At 73.0% G+C, this 20,233-nt stretch carries 21 protein-coding genes; 17 read left to right on the top strand and 4 right to left on the bottom strand.

Translation table 11 applies throughout. The features are described from left to right. Positions 1–65: 65 nt before the first annotated feature. On the bottom strand, positions 66–302 hold the full coding sequence (locus K1X13_RS13000) for an Lrp/AsnC family transcriptional regulator (protein ID WP_225914974.1): 237 nt from the start codon (positions 300–302) through the stop codon (positions 66–68). A gap of 119 nt (positions 303–421) precedes the next feature. On the opposite strand from K1X13_RS13000, the gene K1X13_RS13005 reads away from it, so the two are divergent. Then, the gene (locus K1X13_RS13005; protein WP_221025454.1) at positions 422–1,381 is read left to right on the top strand and encodes a thiamine-phosphate kinase; all 960 of its coding nucleotides are present in this window, start codon (positions 422–424) and stop codon (positions 1,379–1,381) included. A gap of 83 nt (positions 1,382–1,464) precedes the next feature. Here the strand turns inward: K1X13_RS13005 and rpmB are convergent, their stop codons facing one another. Beyond that, a complete protein-coding gene (gene rpmB / locus K1X13_RS13010; RefSeq protein WP_221025455.1) occupies positions 1,465–1,650 on the bottom strand; it encodes a 50S ribosomal protein L28 in 186 nt (61 codons plus the stop codon). Between the two features lie 257 nt (positions 1,651–1,907). On the opposite strand from rpmB, the gene K1X13_RS13015 reads away from it, so the two are divergent. The 9 genes from K1X13_RS13015 (at position 1,908) to mutM (ending at position 9,997) form a co-directional block, all read left to right on the top strand. After that, positions 1,908–3,551 carry a DAK2 domain-containing protein gene (locus K1X13_RS13015; protein ID WP_221025456.1) on the top strand — a complete coding sequence of 548 codons (1,644 nt, stop codon included), beginning with the start codon at positions 1,908–1,910 and terminating at the stop codon, positions 3,549–3,551. A 9-nt stretch (positions 3,552–3,560) separates the two neighbouring features. Next, positions 3,561–5,771 carry an ATP-dependent DNA helicase RecG gene (gene recG / locus K1X13_RS13020; protein WP_443678919.1) on the top strand — a complete coding sequence of 737 codons (2,211 nt, stop codon included), beginning with the start codon at positions 3,561–3,563 and terminating at the stop codon, positions 5,769–5,771. Beyond that, entirely contained in the window at positions 5,768–6,346 is a 579-nt protein-coding gene (gene rsmD, locus K1X13_RS13025) for a 16S rRNA (guanine(966)-N(2))-methyltransferase RsmD (RefSeq protein ID WP_221025457.1), read from the top strand. Before recG ends, rsmD begins: the two co-directional genes overlap by 4 nt. A 26-nt stretch (positions 6,347–6,372) precedes the next feature. Then, positions 6,373–6,867: a pantetheine-phosphate adenylyltransferase gene (coaD, locus tag K1X13_RS13030; protein ID WP_221025458.1), complete on the top strand. Its 495-nt coding sequence runs from the start codon at positions 6,373–6,375 to the stop codon at positions 6,865–6,867. Between the two features lie 161 nt (positions 6,868–7,028). Continuing rightward, positions 7,029–7,475: a hypothetical protein gene (locus K1X13_RS13035; protein WP_221025459.1), complete on the top strand. Its 447-nt coding sequence runs from the start codon at positions 7,029–7,031 to the stop codon at positions 7,473–7,475. A gap of 219 nt (positions 7,476–7,694) precedes the next feature. Continuing rightward, a complete protein-coding gene (locus K1X13_RS13040) occupies positions 7,695–8,189 on the top strand; it encodes a YceD family protein (protein WP_221025460.1) in 495 nt (164 codons plus the stop codon). 5 nt (positions 8,190–8,194) lie between these two features. Further along, positions 8,195–8,380: a 50S ribosomal protein L32 gene (rpmF, locus tag K1X13_RS13045; RefSeq protein WP_221025461.1), complete on the top strand. Its 186-nt coding sequence runs from the start codon at positions 8,195–8,197 to the stop codon at positions 8,378–8,380. Between the two features lie 11 nt (positions 8,381–8,391). Next, the gene (gene rnc / locus K1X13_RS13050; protein ID WP_308249545.1) at positions 8,392–9,144 is read left to right on the top strand and encodes a ribonuclease III; all 753 of its coding nucleotides are present in this window, start codon (positions 8,392–8,394) and stop codon (positions 9,142–9,144) included. A 1-nt stretch (position 9,145) separates the two neighbouring features. Next, positions 9,146–9,997 (top strand): bifunctional DNA-formamidopyrimidine glycosylase/DNA-(apurinic or apyrimidinic site) lyase, encoded by an 852-nt coding sequence (gene mutM, locus K1X13_RS13055; RefSeq protein ID WP_221025462.1) that lies wholly within the window; start codon positions 9,146–9,148, stop codon positions 9,995–9,997. Here mutM and K1X13_RS13060 read toward each other — a convergent pair. Next, positions 9,967–10,167, bottom strand: a complete 201-nt coding sequence (locus K1X13_RS13060; RefSeq protein ID WP_221025463.1) for a hypothetical protein — start codon at positions 10,165–10,167, stop codon at positions 9,967–9,969. The two genes, mutM and K1X13_RS13060, sit on opposite strands and share 31 nt — an antisense overlap. A gap of 181 nt (positions 10,168–10,348) precedes the next feature. Between K1X13_RS13060 and K1X13_RS13065 the strand changes: the two genes are divergently transcribed. The 7 genes from K1X13_RS13065 (at position 10,349) to ftsY (ending at position 19,244) form a co-directional block, all read left to right on the top strand. Further along, positions 10,349–10,552 carry a hypothetical protein gene (locus K1X13_RS13065; RefSeq protein ID WP_221025464.1) on the top strand — a complete coding sequence of 68 codons (204 nt, stop codon included), beginning with the start codon at positions 10,349–10,351 and terminating at the stop codon, positions 10,550–10,552. A 54-nt stretch (positions 10,553–10,606) separates the two neighbouring features. Continuing rightward, a complete protein-coding gene (locus tag K1X13_RS13070) occupies positions 10,607–11,569 on the top strand; it encodes an SDR family NAD(P)-dependent oxidoreductase (RefSeq protein ID WP_221025465.1) in 963 nt (320 codons plus the stop codon). Between the two features lie 105 nt (positions 11,570–11,674). Continuing rightward, complete coding sequence (locus K1X13_RS13075) at positions 11,675–13,228, top strand: LVIVD repeat-containing protein (protein WP_221025466.1); 1,554 nt, start codon at positions 11,675–11,677, stop codon at positions 13,226–13,228. A 303-nt stretch (positions 13,229–13,531) separates the two neighbouring features. Further along, the gene (smc, locus tag K1X13_RS13080; RefSeq protein WP_221025467.1) at positions 13,532–17,101 is read left to right on the top strand and encodes a chromosome segregation protein SMC; all 3,570 of its coding nucleotides are present in this window, start codon (positions 13,532–13,534) and stop codon (positions 17,099–17,101) included. 3 nt (positions 17,102–17,104) lie between these two features. Then, positions 17,105–17,563 carry an acyl-CoA thioesterase gene (locus K1X13_RS13085; protein WP_221025468.1) on the top strand — a complete coding sequence of 153 codons (459 nt, stop codon included), beginning with the start codon at positions 17,105–17,107 and terminating at the stop codon, positions 17,561–17,563. Positions 17,564–17,751: 188 nt separating this feature from the next. Then, positions 17,752–17,934, top strand: coding sequence for a hypothetical protein (locus tag K1X13_RS13090; RefSeq protein WP_221025469.1), 183 nt, complete (start codon positions 17,752–17,754; stop codon positions 17,932–17,934). Between the two features lie 131 nt (positions 17,935–18,065). Next, a complete protein-coding gene (gene ftsY, locus K1X13_RS13095; RefSeq protein WP_308249546.1) occupies positions 18,066–19,244 on the top strand; it encodes a signal recognition particle-docking protein FtsY in 1,179 nt (392 codons plus the stop codon). 62 nt (positions 19,245–19,306) lie between these two features. On the opposite strand, the gene K1X13_RS13100 is transcribed toward ftsY, so the two are convergent. Continuing rightward, positions 19,307–20,008, bottom strand: a complete 702-nt coding sequence (locus tag K1X13_RS13100; RefSeq protein ID WP_221025471.1) for a TetR/AcrR family transcriptional regulator — start codon at positions 20,006–20,008, stop codon at positions 19,307–19,309. Positions 20,009–20,233: the final 225 nt, after the last annotated feature.

Consider the following 20,233-nt stretch of genomic DNA (forward strand, 5'->3'; position numbering starts at 1 on the left):
CGCCCGCGCTCCGGAAGGGAGGCGGGCGCCGTCGGGACATGCGGGGGATCGGAGCGGGGCTCCGGTCAGATGTGGACGACAGGGCAGGTCAGCGTCCGGGTGATGCCGGCGATGTTCTGCACCCGCGCCACGACGAGCTTGCCCAGCTCGTCGACGTTGCGGGCCTCGGCGCGCACGATCACGTCATAGGGTCCGGTCACGTCCTCGGCCAGCGTGACGCCCTGGACCTCGGCGATCGCGGAGGCGACCTCTGCGGCCTTGCCGACGTCGGTCTGGATCAAGATGTAGGCCTGAACCACCATGCTGAGCTCCTGCGGTCTCGAAGGGGCACCACGTGCGTCGGTGCGTGAATCCTGGCTCAACCTACCGTGCACCGAGCCCCCGCAGGAACATGGTCCCCGCCATTGGTTGAATGGTCCCCATGACTTCTCGGAGCCTCCCCACGAACGCGACCCTCGCCGACCTCGGTGAGTTCGGACTGGTCGACGCGCTCAAGGAGCGGTTCCCCCAGGGGGACAACGTCCTGCTCGGTCCCGGCGACGACGCGGCAGTGGTGACGGTCCCCGACGGCCGGGTGGTCGTCTCCACCGACCTGCTCGTCGACACCCGCCACTTCCGGCGCGACTGGGCCTCCGCCCTCGACATCGGGCACAAGGCGGCCGCGCAGAACCTCTCCGACATCAACGCGATGGGCGGCCGCGCCACCGCGCTCACCGTCGGTCTCGCGGCCCCGCCGGACCTCCCGGCCACGTGGGCGCTCGAGCTCGCCGACGGCATCGTCGAGGAGGCCGGTCTCGTCGGCGCCTCGGTGGTCGGCGGGGACGTCACGCGCTCCGACCAGGTGATGATCGCGGTCACCGTCCTCGGCAGCGTGGAGGGCGAGCCCGTACGCCGGTCGGGGGCACGCCCCGGGGACGTGGTGGCGATCGCCGGGCGCCAGGGCTGGGCCGCGGCGGGGCTCGCCGTGCTCGCCCGCGGCTTCCGGTCGCCGCGCGCTCTCGTCGAGGCGCACCGCCGGCCCGAGCCGCCGTACGGCGCGGGACCCGTCGCCGCCGCGGCCGGCGCGACCGCGATGATCGACGTGTCCGACGGGCTGCTCGGCGACGTGGCGCACATCGCCGAGGCCAGCGGCGTCGCGATCGACATCTCGGCGGGATCGTTCGAGGTGGCCGAGCCGCTGCGCGCGGTCGGCGCCGCGCTCGGGGCGGACCCGATGCGGTTCATCCTCACCGGCGGGGACGACCACGCCCTCGTCGCGACGTACCCGGCCGGCACGGCGCTGCCCGACGGCTGGACCCGGATCGGGGAGGTCGCGGAGGGGAGCGGCGTCACGGTCGACGGCGCGGCGTACGAGGGCCCGGCCGGCCACACCCACTTCTGACCAGCCCCGCCGTGCCGGCGGGGGAAACGAGAAGAACCGCCCCCGTCGGGGAGCGGTTCTCTACGTGGAAAGGGTGGTGCAGGTCAGCGGGTGACCTTGCCGGCCTTCAGGCAACCGGTGCAGACGTTGAGACGCTTGGGGGCGCCGTTGACCGTCGCACGGACGCGCTGGATGTTCGGGTCGAAGCGACGCTTCGTAATCTTGCGCGACCACGGCCGGTTGTGACCGAAGCCCGGCTTCTTGGCGCAGATGTCACAGACGGCAGCCACCGTGAACTCCTGAAAAGACTAGATTGCTGTTGCTCCTGCTTGCGGGGAGAGCCCCTACGCCTCGAACCCGTCGAGGCAACCGCACAAGAGTATCCGATGCCCCCGCTTCGACGCGAATCGAGCCGGAAGCACTAACCTGACACCGCCCCGCGCGGGGACGGCGCCTCCGGTACGACGGGAGGCGGACCCTCACGCGGACCAGGCAGGGCACCACGCGACACGAGCAGAGCACCGGCAGAAGGGGGCGAACCGCGCAGATGAACGACGACGCCGTCGCCACCTTCGACCTCGAGACCGTACTCCGCTTCTCCGAGGTCGCGCTCGCCGCCCTGGGCGCGGCCCGCGAGGAGATCGACGCGCTCAACGTGTACCCGGTCCCCGACGGGGACACTGGCACGAACCTGTTCCTCACCTTCGAGTCGGCCCGCAACCTGATGCTGGAGCGGATCGAGGGCGACCCCGACGGGGACCTCCGGGTCGCGCTCACCGGGTTCGCCCGCGGCGCCCTGCTCGGCGCGCGCGGGAACTCCGGCGTGATCCTCTCCCAGCTCGTGGGCGCCCTGCTGAAGCGGATCGGCGAGGCCGGCCCCCACGACCGGTCGGCCCTGGTGTTCGCCGAGGGACTGGCGCGGGCGACCGAGGCCAGCTACGCCGCGGTCGGCCAGCCCGTCGAGGGCACCATCCTGTCCGTCGCCAAGGCGGCCAGCGAGGCGGCGGCCCGGGCGGCGGCGGTCTCGCACAACCGGCTCGGTCATGTGATCCGGGCCGCCGCGAGCGCGGCCCGCGACGCGCTGGACCGCACCCCCGAGCAGCTCCAGGTCCTCAAGGACGCCGGCGTGGTCGACGCCGGCGGCCGCGGCCTGTGCGTGATCCTCGACGCCGCGGAGACCGCGGTCACCGGCAAGCGCCCGATCGGCAGCACCGCACCGCTCGGCGCGCGGGCGATCCCGGTCCCGCTGCCGACCGGCGACCTGACCCCGGAGGGCCCGGCCTACGAGGTGATGTACCTCCTCGACGCCGACGACGAGGCGATCCCGCGGCTGCGCAGGGCGCTGGCCCCGCTCGGCGACTCGCTCGTCGTGGTCGGCGGCGACGGCCTGTGGAACGTCCACGTCCACGTCGACGACGTCGGCGCCGCGGTGGAGGCCGGGATCGAGGCCGGTCGCCCGTACCGGATCCGGGTCACCCACTTCGCCGAGCAGGTCGAGCGCCGTGGCGGGCACCTGGCGCCGGCGCGCACCGGCCGCAAGGTGGTCGTGGTCGCCGCCGGCGCGGGGCTCGAGGAGCTGTTCGCGCAGGCCGGCGCGTCCGTCGTACCGGCCCGCCCCGGACGGCGCCCCTCGACCGGCCAGATCCTCGAGGCGATCCGCGACGCGGGCGCCGCGGAGATGATCGTGCTGCCCAACGACCCCGACTCGATCGCGGTGGCGGAGGCCGCGGCGCAGGCCGTGCGCGACGAGGGCGGCACCCGGGTGGCGGTCATCCCGACCAGCGCCCAGGTGCAGGGGCTCGCCGCCCTCGCGGTGCACGAGCCCGGCCGCACCTTCGAGGAGGACGTCCTCCACATGACCTCCGCCGCCCGCCACGCCCGCTCCGGGGCGGTGACCGTCGCGGCCCGGCGCGCGATGACGACCGCCGGCCCCTGCGAGCCCGGGGACGTGCTCGGCGTGATCGAAGGCGACTTCGTGGTGGTCGGCGACGACCTGTTCCACGTCGCCACCCGGGTCCTGGAGCGGCTGCTCGGAGGCGGTGGCGAGCTCGTCACGTTCGTCGCCGGCGCCGACGGTACGACGCTCGCCGAGCGTTGCGCGTCGTACCTGGCCGCCGAGCACCCGACGGTCGACGTCGTCGTCTACGACGGCGGGCAGGAGCGTTACCCGCTGCTCGTCGGTGTGGAGTAGGGGAGCGCCGTGCCCGCGATCACGATGGAGTCCAAGCTGTCCGCTGCCGTCGGCGGGAAGGCGGCCAAGGCGTTCGCGGACGCCTTCGGGTACGAGACCGTCGGCGACCTGCTGCGCCACTACCCCCGCTCGTGGATCGGCCGCGGCGAGACCAGCGACCTCTCCGAGCTCCAGCCGGGGGAGCACACCACGGTGATCGCGCGGATCGTGTCCTCGGGCCAGCACCCCTACCGCGACCGCCGTACCGGGCAGATGGCCTACCGGCTGGAGACCGTGGTCGAGGTCGGCGACGCCAAGCTCTCGCTGACCTTCTTCGACAAGAAGCGGCACACCGCCGACTGGCGGCACAACCTGCTCTCCCCGGGCACGGTCGGCATGTTCGAGGGTCGCGCGGACTGGGACCGCTACAAGAAGCGGTGGCAGCTCGTGCACCCGCAGACCGACATCCTCGAGCAGGCCGACGCGCTGACGGCCGGGGCGGTCGCCGAGGAGGAGCGCCGCAAGCTCAACGCCGTCCGGGCGATCTACCCGGCCACCAAGAAGCTGTCGTCGTGGAAGATCGAGGGCACGGTCAAGATCGCGCTGGAGAACCTCGACTCGGTCGAGGACCCGGTGCCCGACGACGTACGACGTTCCCGTGGACTGCTCGACGCGCACGCCGCGCTGCGGGCCCTGCACCGTCCGGACTCGTGGCAGGACAAGACGGCCGCGCTGACGTCGCTGCGCTTCCAGGAGGCCTTCGTCGCGCAGACCATCCTGGCGCGGAACCGGGCCGCGCTCGCGGCGCTGCCGGCGCACCCGCGCACCGGCCGGGAGGGCGGGCTGCTCGACCGGTTCGACGCCCGGCTGCCCTTCGACCTCACCGCCGGCCAGCGCGAGGTCGGCGAGCAGATCCTCGACGACCTGGCCGCCGGTCATCCGATGCACCGGCTGCTCCAGGGCGAGGTCGGCTCCGGCAAGACCGTCGTGGCGCTCCGCGCGATGCTGCGCGTCATCGACTCCGGGGGCCAGGCGGCGTTGCTCGCGCCCACCGAGGTGCTCGCCCAGCAGCACGCCCGGTCGCTGGCGGCGATGCTCGGCGACCTGGCCCAGGGCGGCATGCTCGGCGGCGCGGACGACGGCACCCGGGTCGCACTGCTCACCGGCTCGCTCGGCGCCGCCGCCCGCAAGGGCGCGATGCTCGACGCGGCCTCCGGCGCGGCCGGGATCGTCGTGGGCACGCACGCGCTGCTCGAGGAGCGGGTCCAGTTCGCCGACCTCGGCCTGGTCGTGGTCGACGAGCAGCACCGGTTCGGCGTCGAGCAGCGGGCGGCGCTCACCGCGAAGGCGGGGGAGGTGCCGCCGCACGTGCTGGTGATGACCGCGACCCCGATCCCGCGCACCGTGGCGATGACCGTCTTCGGTGACCTGGAGACCTCGACGCTGGCCGAGCTGCCGGCCGGGCGCGCGCCGATCCAGAGCAGCGTCGTGCCGCTGCGCTACCAGCCGCAGTGGCTCGACCGCGCCTGGGAGCGGGTCCGCGAGGAGGTCGGCAAGGGGCACCAGGTGTACGTCGTCTGCCCGCGGATCGGCGGGGACGAGAAGGAGCCCGCCGACGGCGAGGAGGTGCCGCTCGCCGGGGTCGAGGAGGTCGCGCCGCTGCTGTCCTCCGGCGCCCTGCACGGGCTGCGGGTCGAGATGCTGCACGGCCGGATGCCGGCCGACCACAAGGACCGCGTGATGCGCGACTTCGCCGCCGGCGAGATCGACGTCCTCGTCTCGACCACGGTGATCGAGGTCGGCGTCGACGTCGCCAACGCCACCGTGATGGTGATCCTCGACGCGGAGCGCTTCGGCGTCTCCCAGCTGCACCAGCTGCGCGGCCGGGTCGGCCGGGGCGGGCTGCCCGGGCTCTGCCTGCTCGTCACCCGCGCCGAGCAGGAGACCTCCGCGATGGAGCGGCTCAGCGCCGTGGCCGCGACCACCGACGGGTTCGAGCTGTCCCGGGTCGACCTCGAGCAGCGCCGCGAGGGCGACGTCCTGGGCTCCGCCCAGTCCGGGCGCAGGTCGGGGCTGCGGCTGCTCTCGGTGCTGCGCGACGAGGACGTGATCGTCGACGCCCGCGAGGCCGCGACGGAGGTCGTCGCCGCGGACCCCGACCTCGCCACCCACCCGGTGCTGGCCGCCGCGGTCCGCCGTCTCGACGAGTCCGAGCAGGCCGACTACCTGGAGAAGGCATGACCCGGATCATCGGCGGGTCGGCCGGCGGCCGCCGGCTCAAGACCCCCGGCGGGGAGAGCACCCGGCCCACCTCCGACCGGGTCCGCGAGGCGATGTTCTCGGCGATCGACTCCGCGCTCGGCTCTATCACCGGCCTCCGGTTCCTCGACCTGTACGCCGGCTCCGGCGCGGTCGGCCTCGAGGCGATGTCGCGCGGCGCCGGGGTGGTCATGCTCGTCGAGCACGACCGGCGCACGGCGGCGCTGATCCGCGACAACGTCCGCACGCTCCGGTTCACCCAGGTCGAGGTGGTCGCCGCCCCCGTGGCCCGGACGCTGGCGCAGCCGCCGCTGGCGCCGTACGACGTGGTCTTCCTCGACCCGCCGTACGCCGTGCCGACCGCCGACGTGGTGGAGAACCTGGAGGCGCTGCGCGAGCACGGGTGGCTCGCCGAGGCCGCGCTGGTGGTCGTCGAGCGGTCCACCCGCGACGGTGCGGTGCCCTGGCCCGAGGGTTTCGAGGAGGGTCGCTCGCGGAAGTATGGCGAGACGACGCTTTGGTACGGTCACGCAGCAAGTCCCCCCACCACGACCTGACAGGTCGTCACCGCCGAGGAGCAGCAGTGCGCAGAGCCGTGTGCCCCGGGTCGTTCGACCCGGTCACCAACGGTCACATCGACATCGTCTCGCGGGCCTCGTCGCTCTTCGACGAGGTCACCGTCGCCGTGCTCGTGAACAAGTCGAAGCAGAGCCTGTTCACCGTCGAGGAGCGGATCGACATGCTCACCGAGGTGTGTGCCGACTTCCCGAACGTGCGGATCGACTCCTTCCACGGCCTGCTCGTCGAGTTCTGCCGGGAGCGCGACATCCACGCCATCGTCAAGGGTCTGCGCGCCGTGAGCGACTTCGACTACGAGCTGCAGATGGCGCAGATGAACTCCAGCCTCGCCCCGGTCGAGACGGTGTTCGTGCCCACCAGTCCGGAATACTCGTTCCTGGCGTCGAGTTTGGTGAAGGAGGTCGCCACCTTCGGGGGCGACGTCTCCCCGCTCGTGCCGCCGATGGTGCTGGACCGGCTCACGGCTCGCCTCGAGGAGCGTCGAGCCGGGAACGTGTGACGAAGACGGCACTCGTCGTATCGTCGTGACGGGGGTACATCCGCGTCTGCTGGGCCAGGGACGCACCAAGCCCTTACTCGTTCGTAAGAAAGGTCAATGTGGACGTGCACGCGAAGCTCGCCGAGATCCGGCGGGTGGTTGAGCAGGCTCGGTCGATGCCGATGTCTGCCTCTGCGGTGGTGAACCGCGCCGAGCTCCTCGAGCTGCTCGACGAGCTGAAGAACGAGATGGGGGGCGCCTTCAGCCAGGCCGACCGGGTCCTTCGGGAGCGTGACGACCTCGTCGACGAGGGCCGCCGCGAGGCGGAGCGGATCGTCGCGGACGCCCGCAACGAGCACGACCGGCTGGTCTCCGACACCGAGCTGTTCCGCGGGGCGCAGCGCCGCGCGGACGAGGTGCTCGCCCAGGCGGAGGTCGAGGCGGACTCGCTGCGCAAGGAGACCGACGAGTACGTCGACGGCAAGCTGGCCAACTTCGAGATCACCCTGGAGCGCACGCTCGAGGCCGTGCACCGCGGCCGGGAGCGGCTCGCGGGGCGCTCCGCCCTCGACTCGCTGACCGAGGACGAGGTCGACAAGATCAAGCTGCCCGAGCACCTCGAGGGCTGAGCAGCACCGGCGGCGGCCGTTTTGGCCGCGAAGCCGCCCAGACGGTAGTCTTGGGGGCGGTTCGCCATGCTCGCCCCTGCACCAACCCGGGTCGACGTGAAAGGACCGTGATCTGCTGTGCCCGTTGACGGAAGTGAATCCACCGTGCGTCTCGACCCGAGAGCGCCGCTCGTGCTCGACACTCGCGAGCTCGGCCGCCGCCCGGGGTCTCAGCGCACGATGACATTCTCGGCACCGGCGCCGGCAGATCTTGGCATCGAGGTACTCAGCGTCCCCGAAGGGTCGCCCATCGAGTTCGACATCCGGCTCGAGGCGGTCATGGAGGGTGTGCTCGTCACCGGCACCGCGCAGGCGGGGCTCGAGGGTGAGTGCGCGCGTTGCCTGGAGGACATCAGCGACGAGATGGTCGCCGACTTCCAGGAGCTCTTCGTCTACGAGGAGAGCGACGCCGAGGAGGACGAAGCACTCCGCATGGAGGGCGACCTGCTCGACCTCGAGCCGGTGCTGCGGGATGCGGTGGTGCTCTCACTGCCGTTCCAGCCGCTGTGCCGGGACGACTGCCCGGGTCTGTGCGTCGAGTGTGGCGCGCGGCTCGCGGACGACCCGGACCACCAGCACGACGAGGCGATCGACCCGCGATGGGCGGCGCTCCAGACGCTGGGCGAAGCAACTGACGAAGAAGGCGGCCGGACCCCCGGCCCTACAGAGGAGTGAGATAAGTGGCAGTCCCGAAGCGGAAGATGTCGCGCAGCAACACGCGTCACCGTCGCTCGCAGTGGAAGGCTGTTGCGCCCTCGCTGGTGACCTGCAGCAACCCCGCGTGCGGTGCGAAGCACCTGCCCCACCGCGCTTGCCCTGACTGCGGTCAGTACGGCGCCCGCGCCGACCGTCGCCAGGTTCTCTGACGGCTCCTGTCGTGAGCGAGCCGTCCTACGACGACTTGCGTGCCGCGCTCGGCGGGCCTGTGCTGGACGCCGAGCTGCTGGACCGCGCCCTCACCCACCGTTCGTACGCCTACGAGAACGGTGGGCTCCCCACCAACGAGCGCCTGGAGTTCCTCGGGGACTCCGTGCTCGGGGTGGTCGTGACCGACACGCTGTACCGCACGCACCCGGACCTCTCCGAGGGCCGGCTGGCCAAGCTGCGGGCAGCGGTCGTGAACGCCCGCGCCCTCGCCGAGGTCGCCCGGACCATCGGTCTGGGTGAGCACATCAAGCTCGGCCGGGGCGAGGAGTCGACCGGAGGGCGCGACAAGTCCTCGATCCTCTCCGACACGGTCGAGGCCCTGATCGGTGCGGTCTACCTGAGCGGCGGCTTCGAGGCCGCCGACCAGATCGTCCACCTGCTGTTCGACCCGCTGATGGAGGCGGCCGCCGGGCTCGGCGCCGGCCTGGACTGGAAGACCAGCCTCCAGGAGCTCTCGGCCGAGCACTCCCTGGGCGTCCCCGAGTACGTCATCGAGGACGACGGCCCCGACCACGAGAAGACCTTCACCGCGCAGGTCCAGGTGGGCGAGGAGCTCTACGGTCACGGCACCGGGCGCTCCAAGAAGGAGGCCGAGCAGCAGGCCGCCGAGACCGCCTACCGGGCGATCGTCGCGGTGCACGGCTCGGTCGCCGGGACGGCCGTCACCCCCACGGCGACGGCGCCCCCGACGCCCGACGCCTGACGTGCCCGAGCTGCCCGAGGTCGAGGTCGTCCGCCTCGGCCTCGAGACCCACGTGGTCGGCCGCACCATCACCGCGGTCGACGTACTGCATCCCCGTCCGGTACGGCGCCACGCGGCCGGCCCCGACGACTTCGCGGCCCGGCTGACCGGCCGGCGCGTCGAGGAGGCCCGGCGCCGCGGCAAGTACCTGTGGCTGCCGCTCGACAACGGCGACGCCCTCCTGGCCCACCTCGGCATGAGCGGCCAGCTGCTCGTGCAGCCGGCGACCGCCCTCCCCGAACGACACCTGCGGGTCCGGCTGTCGCTCGACGGCCCCTACGAGCTCCGGTTCGTGGACCAGCGGATGTTCGGCGGTCTGGCGATCTCCACCGGCGGGGCGGAGCTGCCGCCCGAGATCGCGCACATCGCCCGCGACCCGATGGACCCGGAGTTCGACGACGACGCGTTCGTCGCCCGGCTGCGCAAGCGCACCTCCGGGGTGAAACGGCTGCTGCTCGACCAGACCCTGGTCTCCGGCGTGGGGAACATCTACGCCGACGAGGCGCTGTGGCTCGCCCGGCTGCACGGGGACCGTCCCGGCGACCGGCTGCGCCGCTCCGACGCCACCGCGCTGCTCGCGGCGGTGCGCACGGTGATGGCGGCGGCCCTCGCGCAGGGCGGCACATCCTTCGACGCGCTCTACGTGAACGTGAACGGCGAGAGCGGCTACTTCGACCGCTCGCTCGAGGTCTACGGCCAGCAGGGGGAGCCGTGCTCCCGGTGCGGCACCCCGGTGGAGCGGGTGTCCTTCATGAATCGGTCGTCGTACTTCTGTCCCCGGTGTCAGCCACGGCCGCGGCGGCGCTCGGCCTGAACCGCGGGCGGGATCACGCCGGTGTGGTCGATCGGGGTCCACGGCTCGGAGGCGGCCCACTCGCTGCCGCAGCCCGAGCAGGCGAAGAGCCGCTCTCCGTCGCGCAGCCGCCCGGTCGCGGCCCAGCTGCACAGCCGACGGCAGGCGGCGATCTCCAGCGGTGCGCTCATGCCGTCCACGCTACCCAGGGGCCACGCGGCGCGGCCGCACGGGTTGCTTGCACTCGGCAAGCACCGGGATTGACCGGCGACACGGACGGTGGGACTCTGGACTGACAACCTCCCCACCCCTCCGGCACACCCCGCCGGTGCAGCGGTGCGGTCTGACCCTCTCTACCTCCGGAGGACATCTATGGCCAAGGCGCTCCTCGGCTACATGAGCAGCAGCGACCCACGAGCCCTCGCGCAGCTCGCCGCGGAGAACCGTCGGCTTCGCCAGCACGTGGCCGACCTGGAGGACCACGTCCTGCGCCTCCAGGCGGAGAACGACACGCTCGCTGCCGCCGCGCACGACGCTCCTCTGCTGACCCTCGACGAGAGCATGCAGCCCGTCTGAGCCGCCCCCGCCGGGACCGGCGGCGCCTTCGCGCCCCTGCGTAGTCTCGGTGGCATGCCTCTCACCGCCGGCCTCGACTGGCTCCTCGACCGAACCGTGGTTCCGGGCTACTCCCGGGTGGGCAGCGCGCTGCGCCGGCACTGGTGGCCCGACGACCCGGCCCCCGGCGCGCTCGCGGGAACGACCGTCGCCGTCACCGGCGCCAACTCCGGCCTCGGCGCGGCCACCACGCTCGGTGCCGCCCGGCTCGGTGCCGAGGTGTGGATGCTCTGCCGCAGCGTCGAGCGTGGCGAGGCCGCCCGCGACGAGATCCTCGCCGAGCTCCCGGACGCCGCCGTGCGCGTGCACCGCTGCGACGTCAGCGATCTCGCCGCCCTGCCGGACGTCGCGGCCGACCTGCGCCGCGAGGTGCCTCGGCTGCGCGCCCTGGTGCACAACGCCGGGGTGCTGCCGCCCGAGCGCACGGTGACCGACGACGGTCACGAGCTGACCCTGGCCACCCACGTCCTGGGGCCGCACGTGCTCACCGACGCCCTGCGCGGGCCGCTGGCCGCGGACGGGGCCGGGCGGGTGCTGTTCGTGGCCTCGGGCGGCATGTACGCCCAGCGGCTCTACGACGACGACCCGGAGTACACCCTCGGCGACTACTCCGGCACCACCGCCTACGCCCGCACCAAGCGGATGCAGGTCCACCTCGCCGAGGAGTGGGCCCGGGTGCTCGAGCCCGAGGGGACCACGGTGCACAGCATGCATCCGGGCTGGGCGGCCACCCCCGGGGTCACCGACTCGCTGCCCGCCTTCGACAAGGTGATGGGGCCGCTGCTCCGCACGCCGGAGCAGGGGGCGGACACGGCCGTGTGGCTGCTCGCGGCGCGGGAGGCACGCGAGACGACCGGCCTGTTCTGGCACGACCGCCGGCCCCGCCCCACGTCGTACCTCTCCCGGACGCGGCCCTCCCCGGAGCACGTCCGCGCGCTGTGGAACTTCTGCGTGCGCACCACCGGCGTCCCGGCCTGACCTGTCGCGTCGGTCGGTCCAGGGCCCGTGACCCGCGGCCGGGGTGCCTCGTTGTCCCGGTGACGCCGTTCACCCGGAGCGGCGCCTCCCGTGGAGGAGACCCGCATGCTCCCGTCACCCGCCGGCACCGTCGGCAGCGTCCTCGCCCGGGCCGCGACCGCCCTCGCAGCCACGGCCGCGCTCGTCCTGGTCGCCCCCGGCGCCGCGTCCGCCCACGGCAACCACGACAAGGAGCGGGCCGCGGCGATGCGGTCCGAGTACTCCGCGGGCACCGACGTCCCACTGGTCGCGAGCCCCAACGTGAACCTGGTCGCCTCGCAGCCCGGGTCGACCGGCATCTCCGGCTGCTTCATGAAGAGCGCCCCGGTGTTCGTGATGTCCAACCTGGACTCGATCCGGGTCTTCGACGTGAGCGACCCGCTGCACCCGGTCCTCACCGGCACCCTGCCGAACCTCGTCTTCGAGAACGAGGCGATCAACTGCGGCGAGCGGAAGACGGCCGACGGCACCGAGCGGTTCGCGCTGATCGGCGTGGACCTGTACGACGTGTCCGCGGACGTGCAGCACACCAGCGACGCGCTGCTCGGCGAGGAGATGGTCGTCGTCGACGTCACCGACCCGGCCGACCCGCACATCCGCTCGTCCGCACCGGCCACCACGAGCACGCACACGGTCGCGTGCATCCGCGAGACCGACTGCCGCTACGCCTACTCGGCCGGCAGTGGCAGCGCCGGCACGTTCTCGATCATGGACCTCACCGACCTCGACACGCCGGTCGAGGTCGACGCCGACCCCGCCCGGGAGGGCGTGCAGCCGTTCGCCTCGCCGGCGGCCGGGCACAAGTGGAACTTCGACGAGGCCGGCTACGGCACCCACACCGGGTACGACGGGTCGGCGGTCTTCGACGTGACCGACCCGGTGGCGCCGCGCCTGGTCACCACCACCGGCGCGGCCGGCCGCGGTGAGGACCCCGAGGCCGAGGGGTACAACGACTTCATCCACCACAACTCGTTCCGGCCGAACGCGGGCGCCTTCCGGCCCGACGCGGATCCGTCCTTCGCCAACGGCAACGTGCTGCTGGTGACCGAGGAGGACTACGAGCAGACCGACTGCACCAAGGCGGGCTCGTTCCAGACCTGGTGGGTCAGGCGGCTCGACGGGACCCCCGACGCGATCGTGCCGCTGGACAAGGTGGAGATCTCCGACCTGGGCACGTTCCCGCTGCCGCAGGGCGCGTTCTGCTCCGCGCACTGGTTCGACTACCACCCCTCCGGCGTGGTCGCGGTCGGCTTCTACGGCGGCGGCACCCAGCTGGTCGACGTACGCGACCCGGAGAACCTCACCTCCTACGGCTACGCCACCTGGGGCGCCTCGGAGGTCTGGGACAGCTACTGGGTGCCGGTCTACAACAAGGCCGGCGTCGCGACCGGCAAGAAGACCAACCTCGTCTACTCGGTCGACCTGGTCCGCGGGCTCGACGTCTACGCGGTCGACCTGCCCGGTGGTACGACGCGCACCGGCTCGCTCTCGCTGGGCTCGACCAGCCCGTTCGGGGTGTTCTCGTGGCCCGAGGACGCGCTGCCCATGTCGCTGGTCGGGACCGGGCTCGCCGGCGCGGTGCTCCTGCGGCGCCGCGCGGCCAAGGGCGGGCGCTCCTGACCCGACCCGACCCGTCGGCGGTTCTGGTCCGGGCGCGCGCGTGGGCGCCACCCCCGGGCGGCTCAACGTGTTCGGCAGCAACCACGTGGCCCGCGGCCTCTACGAGCGCCCCGGCTTCGAGACCACCTCGGTCCAGATGCGGAAGAACCTGGCCTGACCGCACGGCGGCGAGGTCGCGCCCCGCCTGCGCCGTACCGGGGGTCGCGGAGGGTAAGGTGCTGCCTGCTGACTTCCCCACGGCATGATCTTTCTTCGTCTGCGACAGCCCGGCCGCCAGCGCCGTCACGGGAGGAGCCCCACACCTTGTACCTCAAGAGCCTCACGCTCCGCGGGTTCAAGTCGTTCGCCTCGGCGACGACCCTGCAGCTCGAGCCGGGCATCACCTGCATCGTCGGCCCCAACGGCTCCGGCAAGTCCAACGTCGTCGACGCGCTCGCCTGGGTGATGGGGGAGCAGGGCGCCAAGTCGCTGCGCGGCGGCAAGATGGAGGACGTCATCTTCGCCGGCACCTCCGGCCGCCCCCCGCTGGGCCGGGCCGAGGTCGCGCTGACCATCGACAACGCCGACGGCGCGCTGCCGATCGAGTACGCCGAGGTCACCATCAGCCGGACCATGTTCCGCAACGGCGGCTCGGAGTACGCCATCAACGGGCAGTCCTGCCGGCTGCTCGACGTCCAGGAGCTGCTCTCCGACTCCGGCATCGGCCGCGAGATGCACGTGATCGTCGGGCAGGGCCAGCTCGACTCGATCCTGCACGCCACCCCCGAGGACCGCCGCGGCTTCATCGAGGAGGCCGCCGGCGTCCTCAAGCACCGCAAGCGCAAGGAGAAGGCGCTGCGGAAGCTGGACTCCACCGAGGGCAACCTGATCCGGCTCAACGACCTGCTGACCGAGATCCGTCGCCAGCTCAAGCCGCTGGGCCGTCAGGCCGAGGTGGCCCGTCGCGCCGCGGTCGTGCAGGCCGACGTCCGCGACGCCCGGGCCCGGTTGCTGGCCGACGACCTGGTCACCGCGCGTACGGCGCTGGAGCAGGAGCTCGCCGACGAGTCGGTGCTGCTCGAGCGGCGCGCCGAGGTGGAGGCCGCCGTCGAACGGGCCCGCCGGGCCGAAGCCGCGCTCGAGGCCGCGCTGCGCGAGGACCTGCCCGCGCTGGCGCAGGCCCAGGAGACCTGGTTCGCGCTGTCCGGCCTGCGAGAGCGGCTCAAGGGCACCGCGAGCCTGGCCGCCGAGCGGGTCCGCAACGCGCAGGAGGGTGCCTCCGAGCCGTCGTCCGGGTCCGGCCGCGACCCCGATCAGCTCGTCGCGGAGGCGGAGCGCGTCCGCGCCCAGGAGACCGAGATCGGCAACGAGGTCACCCGCAACCGCACCGCCCTCGACGACGCCCTCGCCGCCCGCCAGGAGGCCGAGACCGCGCACACCGAGGAGGATCGCCGCGTCGCCGGGCTGATCCGCGCCGCCGCCGACCGCCGGGAGGGCCTGGCCCGCCTGCACGGGCAGGTCAACGCGCTGAAGAGCCGCGCCACCGCCGCCGAGGACGAGCTCGGCCGGCTGACCGCCGCGCGCGAGGAGGCGGTGGCCCGTGCCGACCGCGCCCAGCGCGACTTCACCGCGCTCGAGACGCGCATCGCCGGCCTCGACGCCGGCGAGGAGGGCCTCGACGCGGAGCACGAGGGCGCCGCCTCCGAGCTCGACGACATCGAGGAGCGGCTGGCCAAGACCCGCGAGGAGGCCCAGACCGCCGACCGCGAGCGCGGCGCGCTGGCCGCCCGCAAGGAGGCCCTCGAGCTCGGCCTCAACCGCAAGGACGGTGCCGGGGCGCTGCTCGCCGCGAGCGAGCCGGTCTCCGGCCTGCTCGGCTCGGTCGCCGCGCTGCTCTCGGTCCGCGCCGGCTACGAGACCGCGATCGCCGGAGCCCTCGGCAGCGCCGCCGACGCGGTGGCCGTCGAGGACGTCGACGCCGCGCTCGGCGCGATCTCCACGCTCAAGTCCGACGACCTCGGCCGGGCCGGCATCCTGCTCGGCGGCGCCCCGGTGGACGACGCCGCGTGGCCGGGCCTGAGCGACGGCGCGGTCTACGCCACCGACGTCGTCGAGGGGCCCGAGGCGCTCCGCTCCGCGCTGGGCCGGCTGCTGTTCAAGGTCGCGGTGGTCGACGACCTCGACGCCGCCCGCGCCCTGGTCACCGACCTGCCCGACGTCACCGCGGTGACCCGCGACGGCGACGTCCTCGGCGCCCACTTCGCCGCGGGCGGCTCCACCGCGCAGCCCAGCCTGATCGAGGTGCAGGCGGCGGTCGACGAGGCGACCGCCGCGCTCGCCGAGGCCACCCGCTCCTGCGAGCGGCTCACCTTCGACCTGTCCCGCCTGGAGGAGGAGCGCGCCCAGGCCCGGCAGCGGGTCGACGTGGCGCTCGCCAAGCTGCACGAGTCCGACGCCACGCTCGCCGCGGTCGCCGAGGAGCTCGGCCAGTACGGCTCGCAGGCCCGCTCGGCCAAGGGCGAGGCGGAGCGGCTCGCGAAGGCCATCGAGGCCGCCGAGGCTGCCCGTGACAAGGACCTCGCCGGCCTCGCCGACCTCGAGCAGCGGCTGCTCGCCGCGGAGGAGGCACCGGAGGACGATCCCGACACCACCGAGCGGGAGCGGCTCGCCGAGGAGGCACGCGCCGCGCGCCAGAAGGAGATGGACGCCCGCCTCGCGCTGCGCACCGCGGAGGAGCGGGCGCGTGCGCTGTCCGGCCGGGCCGACTCGCTGATGCGGGCCGCGCAGGCCGAGCGCGACGCCCGGGCGAAGGCCGCCGCCCGGCGGGAGCGGCTCGCCCGTGAGGGCCGGGTCGCCGAGGCCGTCGGCAGGGGCGTGACCGCCGTACTCCAGCGGCTGGAGGTCTCCGTGGCCGCCGCCGCGGAGGAGCGTACGGCGGTGGAGCAGGCGCGCCGCGGTCGCGAGGAGGAGCTCATGGCCGTGCGCACCACGCTGCGCGACCTGGCCAAGGAGCACGACGAGCTGGTCAACACCGTGCACCGCGACGAGATGGCCCGCGCTCAGCAGCGGATGCGCATCGAGCAGCTCGAGGAGCGCGCGCTCGAGGAGCTCGGGCTCGCCCCGGAGGCGCTCGCCGCCGAGTACGGCCCGCAGAACCTCGTCCCGCCGTCACCGGCGGCGCCGGGGGAGGAGCGCAGGCCCGACGACCCGGAGCCCGAGCCGGTGCCGTTCGTCCGCGAGGAGCAGCAGAAGCGGCTGCGCGCCGCCGAGCGGGCCCTGTCCATGCTCGGCAAGGTGAACCCGCTCGCGCTGGAGGAGTTCTCCGCGCTCGAGGAGCGGCACAAGTTCCTGACCGAGCAGCTCGAGGACCTCCGCAAGACCCGGAAGGACCTGCTCGACATCGTCCGCGAGGTCGACGAGCGGGTGGAGCAGGTGTTCACCGAGGCGTGGAACGACGTGCAGACCGCCTTCGACCACGTCTTCAAGCGGCTCTTCCCCGGCGGCGAGGGCCGGCTGATCCTGACCAACCCCGCCGACATGCTCACCACCGGCGTCGAGGTGGAGGCGCGGCCGCCGGGCAAGAAGGTCAAGCGGCTCTCGCTGCTCTCCGGCGGCGAGCGCTCGCTGGTCGCGGTGGCGTTCCTGGTCTCGCTGTTCAAGGCACGGCCGTCGCCGTTCTACATCCTCGACGAGGTGGAGGCGGCGCTCGACGACACCAACCTCGGCCGGCTCCTCGAGATCTACGAGGAGCTGCGCGAGAACAGCCAGCTGCTCGTGATCACCCACCAGAAGCGGACGATGGAGGTCGGCGACGCGCTGTACGGCGTGACCATGCGCGGCGACGGCGTCTCCGCGGTGATCAGCCAGCGCCTCCGCGAGACAGCGGCGTCCTAGGCCATGGCAGAGCGACCGGGCCCGCCGGGACGGGCCGACTTCGTCGCGTGGCGCCGGGCCACCACGCGGTGGGCCGACGACGACGCGTACGGGCACATGAACAACGCCCGCTACTACGAGCTGTTCGACACCGCGGTCAACGCGCACCTGTTCGAGGCCACCGGGGTGAACGTCCGGACCCTGCCGGCCATCGGCGTGGTCGCGGAGACCTCGTGCCGCTACTTCCGCGAGATCGGCTTCCCCGAGCCGATCGACATGGGCCTGGTCGCGGAGCGGGTGGGCACCTCCTCGGTGATCTACCGGATCGGCCTGTTCCAGGGGGAGTCGGACCTGGCGGCCGCCGAGGGTCGGTTCGTGCACGTGTACGTCGACAACGCAGGCGGCCCGGGGGACCGGCCGGTGCGCCCGATCCCGGACGTCATCCGGACGGTGGCCGAGGCGCTGGTGCTCCCCGGGCGGTAGGGAGTCCGCGCCGTTTCGGGACCTTCCGCCCAGGTTTGGACCGGACCGGATCGGCTACAGGGCAGGGGTCCACCCGTCCACGGTGTCCCTGACAGGTCGAGAGCATCCCGGAACCGTGACACGATGGGCGGACTAGCCGGGGCCCGCCGGACCCCGGTCCAGTCGAATCCTCGGGAAGTGGTTCTGCAGTGATCCCCATCGTCGTGGCCATGCTCGTGATCATCGTGCTGGCGGGCGTCGTGGTCCTCTACGTCGCCTTCCCGCACCGGGGTGAGGAAGTCCCCAACGCGCCCTGGGTGGGGGACGCCATGCGCAAGGGCGTCGACCGCCTGCCGACCCTCGACAACCAGCGGGCCAAGCAGCACCAGTGACCCGCTCCTGAGCCGGGCCTGACCGCTCTCGCCGCGGCCTCGCCCGCGGTACGGCGGTGCTCCCCGCGGGGTGTGCCGGACCGGCCCTCCGGTCGTCCGGGGGCCCTTGCGTGCATGGTTGGATGGTGCGCGTGGACGACTATCTCTACCTGATCATCGGCATCGCCGTCGCAGCCGTCGCGCTGCTCGCCGGCCTCGTCACGACCCGCTCCCGCTCCGGCGGCAAGCGCGTCGAGCGCGGGGGCGGTACCGACGTCCTCGCCCCTCCGGAGCCGCACGTCGGGGAGGACGCGGAGACGCCGCGGGACACGCCGACCCGGACCGTCGAGGACGCGGACCTGCCGGTCCTCACCGAGCCGGCGGCGCCCACCCTCGAGCGTCCCGAGTCCGCCGCGAGCCGGCTCGTCCGGCTCCGCGAGCGCCTCTCCCGGTCCCAGGGCGGCCTCGGTCGTGGCCTGCTCGCCCTGCTCTCGCGCGACCGCCTCGACGAGGACACCTGGGAGGACATCGAGGACACCCTGCTCACCGCGGACATCGGTGTCGCGCCCACCCAGGAGCTCGTCGAGCGGCTGCGGACCCGGATGCGGGTGGAGGGTGCCGCGGCGTCACCCGTCAAGGACGTGCTCCGCGAGGAGCTGGTCGCCCTGGTCGACCCGACCATGGACCGCTCGCTGCACGTCGACCGGCACGACGGCAAGCCCGGCGTGGTCCTGGTCGTCGGGGTCAACGGCACCGGCAAGACCACCACCGTCGGCAAGCTGGCCCGGGTCCTCGTCGCCGAGGACAAGCAGGTCGTGCTGGGTGCCGCGGACACGTTCCGCGCCGCGGCCGCCGAGCAGCTGACCACCTGGGGCGAGCGCGTGGGCGTGCCCGCCGTACGCGGGCCCGAGGGTAGCGACCCGGCCAGCGTGGCCTACGAGGCGGTGAAGACCGGCGTGGAGCAGGAGGCCGACGTGGTCCTCGTCGACACCGCGGGCCGACTGCAGAACAAGGCCGGACTGATGGACGAGCTCGGCAAGGTCAAGCGGGTCGTGGAGAAGCAGGCCCCGGTCACCGAGGTGCTGCTCGTGCTCGACGCGACCACCGGTCAGAACGGCATGGTCCAGGCCCGCGTCTTCAGCGAGGTCGTCAAGGTCACCGGCATCGTGCTGACCAAGCTCGACGGGTCCGCGAAGGGCGGCATCGTGGTGGCCGTGCAGCGCGAGCTCGGGGTCCCGGTCAAGCTGGTGGGTCTCGGCGAGGGCGCCGACGACCTGGCGCCGTTCGACCCCGACACCTTCGTCGAGGCGATCCTGGGCGACGGCGCCTGAGCGACATCCTCCGAGCAGCCGAATGGCCGGCAGTCCCCGCGGGGCCTGCCGGCCGTTGCGTCTCAGTCGAGGGGTTCCCCGCCCCGGTCGAGTGACGACGGGTGCGTGGTGATGCCCCGCAGCGTCATCTCGACCATCTTGCGCACGTCGTCGAGCGTGGGCATCGGACGGTTCGTGATCGCCCGCACCGCGAGCAGGCCGCCGAGCCACTGCACGCAGCAGTCGAGGTCGACGTCCCCGCGGACCTCGCCGCGCTCGATCGCGCGCTCGTACATCCGGCGTGCCTGCGCCTCCGCCCGCTCGGTCGAGGCCCGGTAGAGCGCGGCGATCCGGTCGTCGCGGATCGACTCCGCGATCGACATCTTCAGGTACTCGCGGCCCTGCGGGGAGTTCACGAAGACGAGCACGGCCCGGAAGCTCGCGGTGAGGTCGGTGACGATCGAGCCGGTGTCCGGCTCCGGCATCTCCGTGGAGTACAGCTGCTCCATCGCGGCGACGGCGAGGTCGTCCTTGCTCGGCCAGCGCCGGTAGACGGTGGCCTTGCCGACGCCCGCCTCGGCGGCCACGTCGTCCACGGTCATCTTGTCGAAGCCGCGGTGGAGCATCAGGCTGGCGGCCGCGGCGATGATCCGTGTGTCGGTCTGCGGGTCGCGCGGTCGCCCCCGGCCCCGGCGTACCGGCTGCTCCTCCGCCTCCGCGTCGGCTCCCTTGCCGGGCGCGCTGTCGCTGTCGGACGGTGTGTCGGTCTCGGTGGTGGTGCTCATAGACGCAAACGATACGCACATTACCGAAACTCATCCAAGCGACCAGGCCAGAAAATGGTGTTCCGTCGTTCACCTGTCCGTAACACGCGGCCGAGAGACGTCACGTGGGCGCAACACGTCTCGCGGCCTCGTGAAACGTACCCCGGTCAAGGTGATGTGCATCGGGGTGGGACGGGCTCGACAACGTGGTCGTGCCGGGGCCACCTCTCCCTGCCACAACACGAG

The organism is Nocardioides jiangsuensis (genome assembly GCF_019679455.1).
GTDB classification, from domain to species: domain Bacteria; phylum Actinomycetota; class Actinomycetes; order Propionibacteriales; family Nocardioidaceae; genus Nocardioides_C; species Nocardioides_C jiangsuensis.

Coding starts and splice junctions, on each gene's coding strand:
- K1X13_RS13000 (WP_225914974.1), bottom strand. CDS start 302: ATGGTGGTTCAGGCCTACATCTTGATCCAGACCGACGTCGGCAAGGCC.
- K1X13_RS13005 (WP_221025454.1), top strand. CDS start 422: ATGACTTCTCGGAGCCTCCCCACGAACGCGACCCTCGCCGACCTCGGT.
- K1X13_RS13015 (WP_221025456.1), top strand. CDS start 1,908: ATGAACGACGACGCCGTCGCCACCTTCGACCTCGAGACCGTACTCCGC.
- rsmD (WP_221025457.1), top strand. CDS start 5,768: ATGACCCGGATCATCGGCGGGTCGGCCGGCGGCCGCCGGCTCAAGACC.
- K1X13_RS13035 (WP_221025459.1), top strand. CDS start 7,029: ATGTCTGCCTCTGCGGTGGTGAACCGCGCCGAGCTCCTCGAGCTGCTC.
- K1X13_RS13040 (WP_221025460.1), top strand. CDS start 7,695: ATGACATTCTCGGCACCGGCGCCGGCAGATCTTGGCATCGAGGTACTC.
- K1X13_RS13060 (WP_221025463.1), bottom strand. CDS start 10,167: ATGAGCGCACCGCTGGAGATCGCCGCCTGCCGTCGGCTGTGCAGCTGG.
- K1X13_RS13065 (WP_221025464.1), top strand. CDS start 10,349: ATGGCCAAGGCGCTCCTCGGCTACATGAGCAGCAGCGACCCACGAGCC.
- K1X13_RS13070 (WP_221025465.1), top strand. CDS start 10,607: ATGCCTCTCACCGCCGGCCTCGACTGGCTCCTCGACCGAACCGTGGTT.
- K1X13_RS13075 (WP_221025466.1), top strand. CDS start 11,675: ATGCTCCCGTCACCCGCCGGCACCGTCGGCAGCGTCCTCGCCCGGGCC.
- K1X13_RS13085 (WP_221025468.1), top strand. CDS start 17,105: ATGGCAGAGCGACCGGGCCCGCCGGGACGGGCCGACTTCGTCGCGTGG.
- K1X13_RS13100 (WP_221025471.1), bottom strand. CDS start 20,008: ATGAGCACCACCACCGAGACCGACACACCGTCCGACAGCGACAGCGCG.